Here is a 14,590-nt window from a genome sequence, read left to right as displayed (position 1 = left end):
TGTTACCTGATTGACAAAAGGGCGTGATCAACAGGGCTCGGACTCCGTACCCACGCAAGGCGGTTGTGGGCGGGACAGCGGGCACGTGCACTCAGCTCTCAAGGAGATGGGGATGAAACGGTTTCTGACGGTTTTTTTCGTTTTACTGGCGAGCGCGACAGGCTGGGCTTCGGATGAGGTGACGGTCCCGGAACCCCTGACGGCCTGGCAGGGGTGGGTCATGCACGGCCATGAGATGGTGGCCTGTCCCAGCCTGAACGGGGACCACAGCCGGTTCCAGTGCCTCTGGCCGGGGACCCTCCACCTGGTGGCGGAGCAGGACTCGGGGCGATTTCGCCAGGAGGTGACCCTTTTTGCCGACGGGTTCGTGGCGCTCCCCGGGGACGCAAGCTTAAGGCCCCATACGGTGACGGCAGGCGGTGCCCCGGTTGCCGTCGCCCTTTCGGGCGGCAGGCCCCGCATCTACCTTGAGGCCGGGACCCACGCCCTTGCCGGTCGGTTTTCCTGGGCGCGTCGTCCCCACGCCATCTCTGTGCCTTCCACCACGGCCTCCCTTGCCCTTTCCGTGGACGGGGCCGTGGTGAAGGCCCCATACATTGACGGCGATGACCGTCTCTGGATGAGTCGTCCCCGGCAGGCACCCCGGGAGAACGACCAGACCTCCGTGGAAGTCGCGCGGCTTTTTACCGACGCCCTGCCCGCCACCGTCACCACGCGTCTCACCCTCTCCGTCTCCGGGGGCAAGCGGCGGGAGACCCTGGACGGGATTCTCCTGGTCGGTACCTCTCCCGTGTCCCTTTCAAGCGATCTTCCGGCCCGCATGGGAGAGGACGGAAGCCTGGAGGTGGACGTGAAACCGGGAAAGTGGACGGTGACCGTCACGGCAGTGTACGAGGGCATTCTCTCGACCCTGGCCCCCTTTGGGGCGCCCTTCGGTCAGGAGGTCTGGGCCTTCAGGCGATCGTCGTCCATGCGGCTGGTCTCCCTAGAGGGCTTGAGGCAGGTGGACCCCGAGATGACCCGTCTGCCCGAGGCCTGGAAGCGGTTTCCTGCGTACCTGGCAACAAAAGGGGATGTCCTTGGTGTCACCGAGGTGCGGCGGGGTCAGGGGAAGAGCGCCTCACGCCTGACCCTGGACCGGGAGGTGTGGCTCGATTTTGACGGCGGAGGGGCCACGGTGAGGGACCGGATCTCAGGGGAGCTGAATGCCCGGCGTTTTGTCTCCCTGCCCGACGGGCCCTTTGAACCCGGCCGGATCCGCCTGGACGGGCGGGACCGCATGGTGGCCGACTCCGGCCAGGGCCGGTTCGGCGTGGAGGTGCAGAAAGGGCGTGTGGCCATGGATGCCGTCTCCCGCATGGGCAGGGACACCTCCTCCTTGGCCCTGCCCGTGGGCTGGAACCTTGCCTTTGATCGGACCTCCATGGTGGTTCACCTGCCCGTGGGCTGGGGGATCCTGGCCGTTGCCGGGGCCGCCGTGGAGTCTGGGCGCGTTTTTCTGGATGCCTGGTCCCTCCTTGATTTTTTCCTGATCCTTGTGGTGGGGGTGGCTGCCTTTAAGCTCTGGGGGCCGATCTGGGGGATTCTTTTCGTCCCCGGCCTTGTCCTTTTGTGGCAGGAGCCCTTTTCACCGGCCCTTCTCTGGCCCGCGGTGCTGGCCACCACCGCTCTGGTGCGCCTGACAGCCCGGGGAGACGGATGGGCCGCCGGCCTGTGGGGCCAGGGGGTGAGGGGACTTCACGGAGCCGTCCTCGTGGCCCTTGTTGCCGTTTCGTTGCTTTTTGCTTCCCAGCAGCTTCGCCAGGCCCTGTATCCGCAGCTGGAGCTGCGGCATGGGGGGGCGTATCAGGGGCAGCGTCTGGAAACGGACGGGGCTTCCCGGCCCATGGAGTCCATGGTGCAGATGGATGAGGTGGTGTCCCGATCAACCTTTGCCAAGGCGAAGGCCAAAAAACGGCCGCTCCCGAAGGTGGCGCAGCCCCTGGAAGAGGGGGAGACCCAGACCGGGCCGGCCCTTCCCACCTGGGACTGGCTGCGTGTCGCCGCTGTCACCGGACCGGCCTCCGAAGCCCACAGCGTGACCCTGCACCTTGTTTCCCCGACCCTTCGGCGAGGGCTCCATGTGGTTCGGGTTGCCGTGCTTTTTTTGTTGCTGCTTCGCGTGGCCCCCGTGGGCCGAGGCGGCTTTTTCCCTGGGAAAGGGACCGTGTCCCTCGTGCTCCTGGGGATCACCCTCTCCCTGTGCCCCCGGGTGGCCTTTGCCGATGCCTTTCCCCCGGGCCCCCTCCTTGATGAGCTTCGATCCCGGCTTACCGAGCCGCCTCCCTGTTCCCCGTCCTGTGCCGCCCTGTCCCAGGTGGCGCTGACCCTCCCGCAACGCGAGGCGGATCCGGCCCTTCTGGTGCTCCGGGTTGATGCCCAGGCCCACGTGGCCGTTCCCCTCCCGTCGGGGGACGGCAGCTGGCGCCTTGCGTCTGCCGCCGATGAGCGGGGGAGCACCCTTGACCTCCTGAAGGTGGACGGGGAGACCTGGGTGCACGTTGCCCCCGGCATTCATACCGTGGTCCTCAAAGGGGAGGGCGGTGCCGAGGAGTGGACCTTTCGGTTCCCCCTTGCGCCGGGTACGGTTCGGGTGGAGGGGACGGACGGCTGGCAGGTTTCCGGGATCACCGACACCCTCCAGGTGGATGGGGTGATCCGGGCCACCCGCATGGCCACCGGAGGGGATGCTGACAAGCCCCTCACCGGCAAAGGGCGGCTGTTCAGCTGGTTCCGGGTGCAGCGCCGCATGGAGTTCGGTCTGGAGTGGCGGGTGGTGACCACCGTCACCCGCAATGGAGGCGACCTTTCCGGCCCGCCGGTGGTGATGTCCGTTGGTTTACTGGACGGGGAGGAGATCCGTACCGACCTCAAGGGGGTTAAGCGCACCGGGGATTCCGTTGCCGTGACCTTTGCCTCCGGGGTGACCTCGCGGCGATGGGAGAGCGTGCTGCCCCCGGGCTTGCCCCTTGCCCTGAAGGCACCGGACACGGGGCGCGTGGTGGAGGCGTGGACCCTTCATCTGGACCCCATCTGGCACCTGGCCTGGAAGGGCATCGCACCCACCGGAGGAACCGACAGGAAAGGGATGGTGTGGCTGCCCAGGCGGGGAGAGACCGTGGACCTTTCCGTGTCTCGCTTTGAGGGCGCCGGGGGCCGTACCCTCACCGTGGACCGGGCCCGGCTCTCCCTCTGGCCGGGCAACGGGGAGACCCGCATGGAATTAGAGGCTGCCATCCGTGCCTCCAAGGGCTCGGAGGTGGAGGTAACGAGCCGATTCAACGCCCACGTCAAGGAGGTGACGGTCTCCGGCGAGACGGTTCCCGTTCCCGAGGCAGGGGGCAAGCTGACGCTCCCTGTGGATCCGGGGCGGGCAGACGTGCGGGTGACCTGGCGCGCCTCGGAACCGGAAGGGTTTTCTCCCCTCCGCCTTCTGGTGCCCCGCAAAACCTCCCTGCCGGACCTTTCCCTGGGGCGCAGCGCGTCCAACATCGATCTGGTCATGCATCTTTCAAGGGACCGCTGGATTCTCTGGACCACAGGGCCCACGCTGGGGCCTGCGGTGTTGATGTGGAGTATCGTGGCCCTGGTGCTCCTGGCGGGGGCCATCCTGGGGCGGGTGCCCTTCTCCCCCCTGTCCGGAACCGAGTGGGCCCTTCTGGGGCTCGGACTCGTCACCCGCAGTCTGCCCGCCGTGGTACTGGCTGCCGGGTGGTTTTTTGCCCTGGAAGCGAGGCGCCGCAAGCGCCCGGTCAAGCGCCTGGCGTTCAACGCGGTGCAACTGGGGCTGGTGGCCTGGGGCGTGCTGGTGGGGCTGGTGCTGTTTGATGCGGTAAAGACTGGTCTTCTGGGTATTCCGGACATGCAGATTGCAGGCAACGGATCCACCCCCACCCTGCTTCACTGGACCGTGGACCGGGTGGCCGGGGCTTTTCCCGAACCGGCTGTCTGGACCCTTTCTGTCTGGACCTTTCGGCTGGTGATGCTCGCCTGGTCCCTCTGGCTTGCCCTGAAGGTGGTGGGCTGGATCCGTTGGGCCGGAGAGTCCCTCCGGGAGGGCGGGTTCTGGATGCCCAAGCCCAAAAAAGAGCCGGAAACGCCCGCTGCCGATGCGGGTACTCCTGAACCATAAAACAATGGTAACTATTGAGTTCCAAAAAGCGTGCCTCCGGCGGCAAGGTGTGCCACCTTGAAAGTTGGTTGCGGATGCGTTTTGCCCCTCGTTTCTCGGGTCAAATCACATCCGCCTTTAATAAAGACGTTGCCTGAAATGCTTTTTTGGAACCTAATTTGTTAAACTTTTTAAACGTTTATTCCCCGGCAGGGCCGCCGGAGGCACAAGCTGATTCGTTACAAAAAAAAGCCCCCTTCGATCTGACTCGAAGGGGGCTTTTTTTTGAAATCGACGACGCCGGGTGTTCAGCGCTGCTCGTTGATTCTGTCCCGAAGGACCGATGAGCATTTGAAGGTGACGACCTTTCGCTGTTCCAGCATCATGTCGTCTCCTGTGGCCGGGTTGCGCCCTTTTCGCGCTCCCTTCTCCTTGACGCAGAATTTTCCGAACCCACTGACCAGGACATCTTCTCCTGTGCCAATGGTGTCTTTAATGATTTCAATCAGGGTCTCCACAAGATCACTGCTTCGTTTTCTCGAATACCCTATGCTTTCCTGGACTTGATCCACAATGTTAGTCTTCGTAAGTGCCATTGTCGGTGCTCCCGCAAGATATTTCCAAAACTTGATGTTCCATGGGTTGCGTGCAAAACAGTTATTCTTTATATGGGTAATTTTAATGAAAATCAAGAGTGTTACGGTGGTGGAGCGTGTTTTTTTTACTGGGGCGTGTGTCGGCGTGCTTTCCAATTCCCTCTGACTTCACCTGACAACGGGCCGTGGAGATGTCAAATGGTTACCATGGGTTCCCGTGGGAGGATCGGTAAAGCTGCCGCATCTCCTCAATGACTCCATGGTCGGGAATGTGAGGGGTTTCAGGGCTCCCTGCCACGGGCAGCTCAAACCGCGCTCCCTCGGGGATGGTGTCCCGGCGCATGCGGCAGGCCTCCACCAGAAGGGGCTCCATGTTGACGGTGTCCGCCACGTTGTAGGCCAGAAGGGTTTCCAGATAGCGGCGATCCCCGGTGCGTTTGTACCGGTTCCACATCACCACGGCAGAGGATCCGTCCACACCGGCCAGGTCGGTGCGCCCCATGCCGAGGATCTCTTCGCAGCGCTTGAGGCCTCCTTTGATGCCCAGGCTTCCCAGGACGTACCGCAGGTCGATGTGGGCCATCTCCATGGGGATCCCAAGGACCCGCCTGATGACGGGGATGTCGAAGGATTTTCCGTTGTAGGTCACCACGGTGGCGTAGGCGCCGATGGCCTCTTTGAAGTCGGCCAGGTTCTCCCCGTTGACGTAGGTCCGGACGGTCTTGCCGTCGTACAGGGCGATGGTGGTGATGTCGCACCAGTGACCGTCCCCCGTGGTTTCGATGTCGAGATAGCAGGTGGCCTCCTGGAATCCCGGCAGGAGGCGCCACGCTTCACCGGCGGGAAACAGCCCCTGGAAATGGAGGAGATCGCCCCTTTCATAATGGCGGCGGGAGGTTTTGATGCCCGGCAGCACGGTGCCGGGCATGGGGAGCTTTTCCCCTTTTTCATGGGCCTTTTCGTAAAGGGACCAGGTGGTGATGCCCCGTTGCCAGAGTTTTTCTTCGGTGGTTTTTCCGACGCCCTGCATGTGGATGAAACTGTTTTGAATCACAGAAATTCCTTTAATGTGTTGACAATGATCTTGCCGGGTTATTATGTTTCCTGTGCCATGACGGCAGACGGCTTGCCAAGCCGTTGCCGGGCGCTTCCCTTGAGGCTGCAGCTTCGCCGGTTCACTCCGGAGGAGCCGGCCGACGGCCCGTGACGGTCCAGCCACGGGTTGGCCCACCATAAACATCATACTTTTATAAACCATACAAGGAGTCGTTATGCAGGGACACCCCGTCTCAGAAAGCCGTGTGATCCTTTCCCATCTCATGCTGCCCCAGGACGCCAACCCCGCGGGAAACGTCCATGGCGGCGTGATTATGAAGTACATTGACAACGCCGCAGGAGTGGTCTCCGTTCGCCACTCCCGCACCAACTGTGTCACCGCCTCCATCGACCGCCTGGATTTTTTCAAACCCATGTTCATCGGGGAGCTGCTTACTTTAAAAGCGAGCCTCAACATGGTGGGGAGCACCTCCATGGAGATCGGGGTGCGGGTGGAAGGGGAGAACCTTCTGACCGGTGAGAAAAAACACGTGGCCAGTGCTTATCTGACCTTTGTGGCTCTTTATGGTGAAGACGCCAAGGTGAAACAGCTTCCCCCTATTGTTGCGGAGACCGCTGACGACAGGCGCCGAAACGAAGAGGCCCGCTACCGAAAGGCCCATCGACTGGAAGAGAAAAAACGCATGCTGGCCCGGCAGGAAAAGATCGGACTCTAAAAAATACCTCCGGCGGTCCTGCAGGAGGCGAAACTTTTGCCTGATCCATAAAAGCGGGTTTGACAAACAGCTATTTAACACGGTGCCCTCACCATGTCTTGAATGAATGGCGAATGTGATTTTCCCTGAGGAACGAAGGGGAAAGCGCATTCGCAACCAGCTTTCAAGGTGGCACACCTTGCCGCCGGAGGCCTGCTTTTTTAGCCCGTTTGTTCCTGGGCGAACTCTTCGATGTATTTTTTTGCGGTGCGTCGGTCCAGGCCCGTGATGCGGGCCACGTCTCCGTAGGTTCCGTAGCGCCTGTAGAGCATGGCGCAGTAGCCGCAGGTGAGGGATTTCAGGTCCATCTCGCCGTTGCGGACGCCGTGGGTGAGGGCTTCGGTGAGGGAGGCCTCCTCGGTGTTCCGGGAGAGGAGATAGCTTTTCTTGATGAGGACACGCCGGGTGCACTGCTCCAGCTCCCGGACGTTGCCGGGCCAGGGGTAGTGGGCGCCGAGCTGGCGGTCGATGACCTCCCGGACCATGTCCGTGTACTCGGGGGAATCCTTGCCCACCATGCGCTTGACCGTGTGGTTGAGAAGGGTGGTGAGCTCTTCGGGGTCCTCTTCGATACGTACCCGCAACGGGGGTACGGTGATGATGTCCGAACAGAGCCGGTAGAAAAAATCGTCCCGGAACCCCCCGGTGCCCGTGATCTCTTCAAAGGGGCGGTTGGTGGCGGCGATGACCCGGCCGTTGAACCGGGTCTTGAGGTGGCTCCCCACCGGGGTGAACTGGCGCTCCTGGAGCACCTGGAGGAGCTTGATCTGGGTGTGGGCGGGGATTTCCCCCAGTTCGTCTAAAAAGATGGCCCCGTTGGGGCTGCACCGTTCCAGGACCCCCTTGTGGTCCTCCACGGCTCCTGTGAAGGCGCCTTTTTTGTGGCCGAAGAGCTCCGACTCCAACAGGGTCTCCGGGTACTGGGAGAGGTTCAGGGAGACAAAGGTGCGGGTAAAGCTCTCGGTGAAGGCTTTGCGCACCGGGTCAAAGGGGATGTAGCCGCTTCGCCCGATGGCGATGGCGGCGGTGCCTTTGCCCGTTCCGGTCTCCCCCAGGATCAGGGTGGAAAAGTCCTCCATGCGGTTGATGAGGTAGCGGGCGTACAGGCCGATGTCGTGGGTGAAGACGTTGTTCCAGAGATCGCGTCGGAGGTTGCGCATGGCACGGCTCTCCCCCACCAGGGAGTCCCGGATGAGGAGAAAGGCGCGGCGGAGCTGGTAACACAGGGCCATGTAGTGGCAGAACTGATCCGTGGTGAAGCCCCGGGCCTGGAAAAAGGCGTGGGCCTCATCGGCAAAGGGGACCGACAGGGAGGTGTCCCCTGCCTCCACCTGCCGGTGGATCAGGGCGTCGAACCGCTCCCGGAAAAGGTAAAAAAACTCGAAGACCAGGGCGTTTTCAACCAAGTTCTTGTCTTTTTTATCCACCCGGTCGATGCGGGGGCGTCCCGAGGGCTCAAGGGCCTCCAGCCGGGCACTGACCTCACGGATGGTCTCATCGATGAGGCTCTCCACGCGGGCACCGGGAAAAAGCCCTGCGATGCGGGTGTCGATGGCCTCCCGCTCCTCTGCAAAGGGGTTGGCGTAGATGGCTTCACTGACCAGGGTGAAGAAGAGGCGTTGGGTGTCGGTAAGCCGGATCATGGGCTCTCCTTAGGTGGCGCCGGCTGTGCGTGACAGGCACATGGATGACCTTGCGTTGATTTCGGTTGATATGGATGGTACACAAACCATCTGAGTGTGCCCTTGAATCCATGCCTGAGTAAAGGCAAATTTTCGCTCGGCATCTGTTGCCCGGCGTTCCTTCCATCCTTAAGACATGCATTGGGAGACCCTTATGATGATGCCTTGCGAGGACATATCCCCCGACATCCACCAGAAAAAACTGGCCCGGCGTTTCAGCTCGGTGTGGCTCATCGGGCCTCCCATGGGTGATGAGCTGCAATCCCTGGTCTGCCATCTTTTTGAGCCGGAAGAGGCCCGGGTGGCCCTGGGGCTTCCCTCCTACCTGCCCAAAAAGCTCAAGGCCGTGGCCCGGCGGGCACAGATGACCGAGGCAGAGGCCCTTCCCGTCCTTGAACGCCTTGCCGGCAGGCGGGTGATCTACGGCGGGTCATCGGGGTACTCCCTGATGCCCCTGATCCCCGGCATCTTCGAGTATTTTCTCATGAACGGCAAAGAGACCCCCATGCACCGGGGCTTCGGGGACCGCATCACCCGCCTCTTCGGCACGGGGTATGTGAAGGATTTCTTGGGCTGGGTCCGGGCCCCTGCCATCCGCAACATCCCCATCGAGGAGCATGTGTCCCACGAGCAGACCGTGGCCGACGCCGACCTGGTGGAAAAGCTCCTGGCCGCCCACGACACCTTTGCCGTTTTGAACGTCTGCCAGTGCCGCCAGTCCGTTGCCTTTGCAGGCGGCCGCTGCAAACGGGCCCGGGTGGAGGACGGCTGCCTGCTTTTCGGATCCTTTGCCGAAGGGGTGGTCCCCCAGGGCACCGGCTACCACGTCACCCGCGAGGAGATGCGGGCCGTGATCCGGGAACGCTGGGAGCGAAACCTCGTGCTGCTCACCGCCAACGTCTCCCACGAAAGCCCCAACGCCATCTGCACCTGCTGCGACTGCTGCTGCCACGGCCTGGAGACCATCAACCACTTCGGCGGTATGGCCCTCATGGCCGAGCCCCGGTTCAAGGCGGTGGTGGATGTATCCGCCTGCACGAACTGTGGCCGGTGCCTGCGCGCCTGCAACACCCGCGCCCACACCATTGAAAACAAGGAGCACCAGTACGATCCCACCCGGTGCATCGGCTGCGCCGCCTGCCTCTCCGCCTGCCCGGAAGGGGCCATCTCCCTGGAACCCAACCCCTTGTACCTCCCGCCCTCGGAGAGCTTTACCCGCCTTTTCCTCCGGCTGAGCCCCAAGGTGGCCGCCTTCGGCGCCCGCGCTTTTCTGATTCGGCTGAAGACCAGACTCTAACGATTCAGTTTGCCTTAAAAAGCGTGCCTCCGGCGGCAAGGTGAGCCACCTTGAAAGCAGCTTACCGCAGCGCTTTAACCCTCGTTCCTCGGGTTAAAGCGCTGCGGTATTTAAGTGCGACGTGTCTATTTATTTTTTGTTTGAACCCTTATATGGAGACGCTCAAGGAATCGAAATAGCACTCAAAACCTGTTTGTTAAACTTTTCAAAAGTTTAGCCCCCGGCAGGGCCGCCGGAGGCGTTTTTCGTTTTTATTTTTTTGTGTGTTCCAGGGCGTGCCAGATGGAGTGGACGTTGTAGTTCCATTTGGGAAGGATGAGGGTAATGAGGATGGACTCCACGGTGGAGGCCAGGTGGAGCATGGCGGAGAACCGGAAGGGGCCGCTCATGTCCTGGGTGTAGAGGAGCACAATAAGGGAGATGGAGAGGAGCAGGGTGGCGCTTTTCGATGTCCATGTGTGGTAGCTGGGGGTTCTGCCGAATTTGACGTAGCCGCAGGTGAGCTGGGCAAAGCTTCCCACCAGGACCACCATGAAGTAGCGGAGTTCGGCCTCCAGGAGATGGGGCCAGAGCCACCAGATACAGGGCAGAACGGCAAGGGCCAGGAGGAAGTCGGCCATGCTGTCGAGTTTGGCGCCCAGCTCCGTGGTGTGCTTGAGCAGCCGTGCGATGGCGCCGTCAAAAAGGTCCGAGATCAGGGCGGAGGTGAGAAAGGCCAGAAAGGGACGCTCTTCACCGTTCCAGGCAAACCACAGGATCACCGGGGAACAGGCGAGCCGAAAGAGGCTCAGGGTGTTGGGGACGGAATACAGGATTGATCGTATTATCTTTCCAGCCATACGTGGGTGTGCTCCAAGTGAGAATCGGGGGAAAAGTCCCAGTGGCAGGGCTTTTGCATTGTTCTTTGAACAATGTACACTTCATATCACCGCAGGTCTGCCTTCGCAAGCAGGATATCCATGATTTGTTTTGTGTGCGATCCTTTTCTGAATTTTTCTGTGCCCCTGGATAAAATATAGGGATGGGTGTGGGTGATTGAAATATGTGTTTGTTCATAGTACCACTATAGCCGATAGTTTTTTCGGCTTCCCATGGGAGCTGGTCCCGGGGTGTCATGCTGCGCCTTCTCCTTCACACCGTAAGGGGCGGGGAAAGCCCACAGGGTTCACGTGAACCTTATTGTAAAGCCCCCAACCTGTGATTTGGAGACCGTCATGTCCCCCATTCGAGATATCTGCATTACCGGCACCGATACCGATGTCGGAAAGAGCGTCCTCTCCCTTCTGGTGATGAAGATCCTTCGCGCCAACGGCTTGGATCCCCTTTATCTGAAACCCTTTCAGACCGGTTGCCACAGCCCCTCGCACCCGTACAGCGACCCCTCCTTTGTGCTCACCCTCATGGGGGGGCGAGATGAAGCAAGGGATTCCGTTCTCTATTGCTTCCGGGAGGCCAAGGCCCCCTATTTTGCGGCCCGGGAAGAGGGCAAGAAGATCGATCCTGCCGCGTTCAAGACGTTTATCCAGGAAAAAAGGGCCCTGGGGCGTCCCCTGGTGGTGGAAGGGGCAGGAGGAGCCCTGGTGCCGGTGACCGAGCGGCTGAACGTCATCGACCTCCTGGCCGAAGAGAAGTTTGTTCACATCGTGGCGGCCCGGGCTGGCCTGGGCACCATCAACCACACCCTGCTGACCCTGGAGGCCATGGCCCACCGGGGGATCACCCATCCCTTTGTGGTGTTCATCGACCGGGACGGATCCACGGAGCCCGTGATGATCGCCGAGCACATGGAAGCGGTGGCGCGGATCACCGGTATCCGTCCGGTGGCGTCCATCGGGCGCATGTGCTGCATCGAGACCGAGGCCGACGCCATGGCCGAACGCCTGCTTCCCCTGCTGCGGGCCCTGGGCGTGGAGTCTGCATGAGCCGGAGCCCTTTTGCGTCCACGGTGACGGTGGGGGAGGCGGTCCCATCCGGGACCCCCATCCTTGATTTTCTGGGGGCACGCTTTCCGGCTGTGCCCCCGGGTATCTGGGAGGCGCGCCTTGACGGCGGCCTGGTCACCGATGAAAGGGGCGGGACCCTCTCCCGGGCGGCCCGTGTCGAGCCCATGATGGTGCTGCGCTACTTCCGGGAGGTGGCCCATGAAGACCCCATTCCCTTTGACGAAGAGGTGATCCATGTGGACGATCACCTCATTGTTGCCTGCAAGCCCCATTTTCTGCCGGTGATCCCTGCCGGTAAATTTGTGAACGAGACCCTTCTTACCCGGTTGCGCAAACGCTTCGACACCCCGGACATCATCCCTGTGAACCGCATCGATCGCGAGACGGCCGGGCTGGTTCTTTTTTCCCGTCTCAAAGAGAGCCGGGGTCTCTACCAGGGCCTGTTCATGGACCGGAAGGTGAGCAAGGTCTACGAGGCCGTTTCCCTGAACCGCCCGGAAAGAGGCAGCTCCTTTCACGTGGAGAACAGGCTCGTTGAGGGGCATCCCTGGTTTCGGATGACAGAAGACGCAGGATCCCCCAATGCCGTCTCCGACATTGAGCTTATCGCCCCCAGGGGCGCAGGGGGGCTCTACCGGATCAGCCCGGTCACCGGCAAAAAACACCAGGTGCGCCTCCATATGTGCGCCATCGGAGCCCCCATTGAAAACGATCGCCTCTACCCGGACCTCCTGGACGAGGCCCCGCCCGACTTTGAGCGCCCCTTGAAGCTCCTGGCCAAAGAGGTGCGCTTCACCGACCCCGTCTCCGGGGAGCCCCGTCATTTTATCTCACCGAGATCCCTTGATTAACATCCCGCCAGTGATAAAACCGTAGTATTGCCGATCCGAAAAAGAGGGCCCGGGGCCATGCACTGCCCTGTTAACCTGTGGTTGAAGTGAGGTTGACAGGCTGGGGGATATGGCTGTATAACGGGCCTTTAAATGCAGCCAAGGCCCTGCGGCTCCCCCACGCCTGAGGCGACGAGTGCCCGGGCAGCATGCGCAACCGAAACGTTTTTTTGCGGGGCTTTTTTTATCTGAAAGCGATCCGCCGGAGGCACACGCCAACTATGCAGACCCATGAATTGATACGCAAACTCATTGCCGATCCCTCTTGCCGTGTAAGCGAGGAAGACGCCCTGGCCCTGGCCGGTGCGGGACACGAAGCCCTTTTCCTTCTCTTTGAAGCCGCCCGGGTGAGATGCCGCGAGAGCCGGGGAGACACGGTGTTCCTCTGTTCCATCGTCAACGCCAAGTCGGGCAAGTGCTCCCAGGATTGCGCCTTCTGTGCCCAGTCCTCCAGCCATGAGACCGGGGTGGACATCTACCCCCTGATGGACGAGGAGACCCTTGTGGAGCGGGGGCATGCCATGGCACGCGCCGGGGCCACCCGTTTCGGCATCGTCACCAGCGGGCACAGCCTGAACGAGGCTGAGATCGACCGGGTCTGCCGGGTGACGGAGCGCCTCAGGAAAGAGACCGATCTCACCATCTGCGGCTCCCTGGGCATGCTGGACGCCAAACGGGGTGAGCGGCTGCGCTCAAGCGGCATGGGGCGCTACCACCACAACCTGGAGACCTCCCGCAGCCATTTCGACGCCATCTGCACCACCCACACCTACGACGAGGACATCGAAACGGTTCAGCTCGCAGCGGATATGGGGTTCGGTGTCTGTTCCGGTGGCATCCTCGGCATGGGTGAGAGCTGGGCCCAGCGCGTGGAGCTGGCCCTGACCCTGAGGGACCTCAACGCCGATACCATTCCCATGAATTTTCTGACCCCCGTGCCCGGGACCCGCATGGCTAATCGCCCACTGATGCCGGCCCTGGATGCCTTGAAGTCCGTGGCCCTGTTCCGGCTCATCGCCCCTGAAAAACGCATCACCGTCTGCGGCGGGCGGGAGGTGACCCTCAGGGACTTTCAGTCCTGGCTTTTTCCTGCAGGTGCCGACGGCCTCATGGTGGGCAATTACCTTACCACCGCGGGTCGCTCCCTGGACGACGATTTGAAGATGGTGACCGATGCCGGGCTTCTTGTGGGAGAGGTGTGATGACCGCCACCCTGTCCGGCGTTTTTTGCTTTGACGGAGCGGATCCCCTCTACGAAGGACATTTTCCCGGGAACCCCGTGGTGCCCGGCAGCCTTGTTGTGGAGGCCTTTTACAAACGGCTCCAGGAGGCAGGGCATGCACCGATCGAGGCGAAGAATTTCAGGTTCAGGTCCTTCGTGCCCCCCGGCAGCTATCCCTATACGGTGCGGTGCGAGAACGGGCGGGCCGCCTGCAGGCTTTTCCACGGCGAGACACCGGCGGTGACCGGAGAGATGGTGCTCCCATGATGTTTACCGGACACACCGTGCTGGTTGCAGGAGGCAGCTGCGACATGGCCCTGGCCCTTTGTCCCCTGCTTGCGGATGCAGGCCTTCGGCCCGTTTTGACCTTTCGATCGGATGAAGGGAAACAAAGGATCCAGGACGCCACCGACGGCACCGCCTGTTTTTTCGACCTGGAAACGGCCCTTGAGCCCGACGGGTTTTCCCGGCTGGACGCCCAGTTTGAAGGGGGCGGCCCCGATTACCTTGTGGACTTTGCCCACGGCAACTTAGAGAGCCTTGTGGCCACGGCGGACCCCATGGCTGTGGGGCGCTACATGCACGGGAACGTCACCTGCCGGGCGGCCCTTGTTAAGTGGGCCTCCCGCCGCATGATGGCAGGCCGGTTCGGCCGGATGCTCTACGTTTCGTCCACCGCTGCCGTGCTTCAAAACGGCGGCCAGGGTTTGTACGCTGCGTCTAAAAAGGCCTGCGAAGCCATTTACCAGGGCATCGGTATCGAGTTGGGGAAAAAGGGCATCACCAGCGCCATCTTGCGGCCCGGCTACGTGTCGGCAGGGCGCGGCACCCTCTACCTGGAAGAACACGGGGACCGGATCCGAAAACGGGTCCCCCTGGGACGCGCCGCCACCTCCTCCGAGGTGGCCGAGACCCTTCTTTTTCTGCTCTCCGACGCCGCACGACCCATCAACGCCACCGCCATCACCATGGACGGTGGCCTGACGGCATGCAAGTAGA

At 61.8% G+C, this 14,590-nt stretch carries 12 protein-coding genes; 8 read left to right on the top strand and 4 right to left on the bottom strand.

The window, feature by feature from the left end:
* Nucleotides 1-112: 112 nt before the first annotated feature.
* Nucleotides 113-4,171 carry a hypothetical protein gene (locus tag BLQ12_RS02590; RefSeq protein WP_092207898.1) on the top strand — a complete coding sequence of 1,353 codons (4,059 nt, stop codon included), beginning with the start codon at nt 113-115 and terminating at the stop codon, nt 4,169-4,171.
* A gap of 287 nt (nt 4,172-4,458) precedes the next feature.
* Here BLQ12_RS02590 and BLQ12_RS02585 read toward each other — a convergent pair whose 3' ends face one another.
* Both BLQ12_RS02585 and BLQ12_RS02580 read right to left on the bottom strand, forming a co-directional pair.
* Nucleotides 4,459-4,746: an integration host factor subunit alpha gene (locus BLQ12_RS02585; RefSeq protein WP_092207896.1), complete on the bottom strand. Its 288-nt coding sequence runs from the start codon at nt 4,744-4,746 to the stop codon at nt 4,459-4,461.
* Nucleotides 4,747-4,948: 202 nt separating this feature from the next.
* Nucleotides 4,949-5,800, bottom strand: a complete 852-nt coding sequence (locus BLQ12_RS02580; RefSeq protein WP_175469449.1) for a ribonuclease H-like domain-containing protein — start codon at nt 5,798-5,800, stop codon at nt 4,949-4,951.
* Nucleotides 5,801-6,017: 217 nt separating this feature from the next.
* Between BLQ12_RS02580 and BLQ12_RS02575 the strand changes: the two genes are divergently transcribed.
* Complete coding sequence (locus BLQ12_RS02575; RefSeq protein WP_092208163.1) at nt 6,018-6,518, top strand: acyl-CoA thioesterase; 501 nt, start codon at nt 6,018-6,020, stop codon at nt 6,516-6,518.
* A gap of 200 nt (nt 6,519-6,718) precedes the next feature.
* On the opposite strand, the gene BLQ12_RS02570 is transcribed toward BLQ12_RS02575, so the two are convergent.
* Nucleotides 6,719-8,200 carry a sigma-54-dependent transcriptional regulator gene (locus BLQ12_RS02570; RefSeq protein WP_092207892.1) on the bottom strand — a complete coding sequence of 494 codons (1,482 nt, stop codon included), beginning with the start codon at nt 8,198-8,200 and terminating at the stop codon, nt 6,719-6,721.
* A 193-nt stretch (nt 8,201-8,393) separates the two neighbouring features.
* On the opposite strand from BLQ12_RS02570, the gene BLQ12_RS02565 reads away from it, so the two are divergent.
* The gene (locus BLQ12_RS02565; protein WP_175469448.1) at nt 8,394-9,536 is read left to right on the top strand and encodes an ATP-binding protein; all 1,143 of its coding nucleotides are present in this window, start codon (nt 8,394-8,396) and stop codon (nt 9,534-9,536) included.
* A gap of 251 nt (nt 9,537-9,787) precedes the next feature.
* Here BLQ12_RS02565 and BLQ12_RS02560 read toward each other — a convergent pair whose 3' ends face one another.
* A complete protein-coding gene (locus BLQ12_RS02560) occupies nt 9,788-10,375 on the bottom strand; it encodes a CDP-alcohol phosphatidyltransferase family protein (protein WP_092207887.1) in 588 nt (195 codons plus the stop codon).
* A gap of 375 nt (nt 10,376-10,750) precedes the next feature.
* Between BLQ12_RS02560 and bioD the strand changes: the two genes are divergently transcribed.
* The 5 genes from bioD (at nt 10,751) to BLQ12_RS02535 (ending at nt 14,589) form a co-directional block, all read left to right on the top strand.
* Complete coding sequence (bioD, locus tag BLQ12_RS02555; RefSeq protein WP_092207885.1) at nt 10,751-11,458, top strand: dethiobiotin synthase; 708 nt, start codon at nt 10,751-10,753, stop codon at nt 11,456-11,458.
* A complete protein-coding gene (locus BLQ12_RS02550; RefSeq protein WP_092207883.1) occupies nt 11,455-12,330 on the top strand; it encodes a pseudouridine synthase in 876 nt (291 codons plus the stop codon). The genes bioD and BLQ12_RS02550 overlap by 4 nt, the downstream gene beginning before the upstream one ends.
* Nucleotides 12,331-12,590: 260 nt before the next feature.
* Nucleotides 12,591-13,571, top strand: a complete 981-nt coding sequence (gene bioB / locus BLQ12_RS02545; RefSeq protein WP_175469447.1) for a biotin synthase BioB — start codon at nt 12,591-12,593, stop codon at nt 13,569-13,571.
* Nucleotides 13,571-13,858 (top strand): ApeI family dehydratase, encoded by a 288-nt coding sequence (locus BLQ12_RS02540; protein WP_092207879.1) that lies wholly within the window; start codon nt 13,571-13,573, stop codon nt 13,856-13,858. Before bioB ends, BLQ12_RS02540 begins: the two co-directional genes overlap by 1 nt.
* Nucleotides 13,855-14,589, top strand: a complete 735-nt coding sequence (locus tag BLQ12_RS02535; RefSeq protein ID WP_092207877.1) for an SDR family NAD(P)-dependent oxidoreductase — start codon at nt 13,855-13,857, stop codon at nt 14,587-14,589. Before BLQ12_RS02540 ends, BLQ12_RS02535 begins: the two co-directional genes overlap by 4 nt.
* Nucleotide 14,590: the final 1 nt, after the last annotated feature.

The sequence above is a fragment of the Desulfoluna spongiiphila genome (assembly GCF_900101345.1).
In the GTDB taxonomy this organism is placed as follows: Bacteria; Desulfobacterota; Desulfobacteria; order Desulfobacterales; family Desulfolunaceae; genus Desulfoluna; species Desulfoluna spongiiphila.
Note: the sequence above shows the minus strand (reverse complement) of the source record. Positions and strands in the feature narration are given on the sequence as shown.

Coding starts and splice junctions, on each gene's coding strand:
- BLQ12_RS02570 (WP_092207892.1), bottom strand. CDS start 8,200: ATGATCCGGCTTACCGACACCCAACGCCTCTTCTTCACCCTGGTCAGT.
- BLQ12_RS02550 (WP_092207883.1), top strand. CDS start 11,455: ATGAGCCGGAGCCCTTTTGCGTCCACGGTGACGGTGGGGGAGGCGGTC.
- BLQ12_RS02535 (WP_092207877.1), top strand. CDS start 13,855: ATGATGTTTACCGGACACACCGTGCTGGTTGCAGGAGGCAGCTGCGAC.
- bioD (WP_092207885.1), top strand. CDS start 10,751: ATGTCCCCCATTCGAGATATCTGCATTACCGGCACCGATACCGATGTC.
- BLQ12_RS02560 (WP_092207887.1), bottom strand. CDS start 10,375: ATGGCTGGAAAGATAATACGATCAATCCTGTATTCCGTCCCCAACACC.
- BLQ12_RS02565 (WP_175469448.1), top strand. CDS start 8,394: ATGATGATGCCTTGCGAGGACATATCCCCCGACATCCACCAGAAAAAA.
- bioB (WP_175469447.1), top strand. CDS start 12,591: ATGCAGACCCATGAATTGATACGCAAACTCATTGCCGATCCCTCTTGC.
- BLQ12_RS02540 (WP_092207879.1), top strand. CDS start 13,571: ATGACCGCCACCCTGTCCGGCGTTTTTTGCTTTGACGGAGCGGATCCC.
- BLQ12_RS02575 (WP_092208163.1), top strand. CDS start 6,018: ATGCAGGGACACCCCGTCTCAGAAAGCCGTGTGATCCTTTCCCATCTC.
- BLQ12_RS02585 (WP_092207896.1), bottom strand. CDS start 4,746: ATGGCACTTACGAAGACTAACATTGTGGATCAAGTCCAGGAAAGCATA.
- BLQ12_RS02590 (WP_092207898.1), top strand. CDS start 113: ATGAAACGGTTTCTGACGGTTTTTTTCGTTTTACTGGCGAGCGCGACA.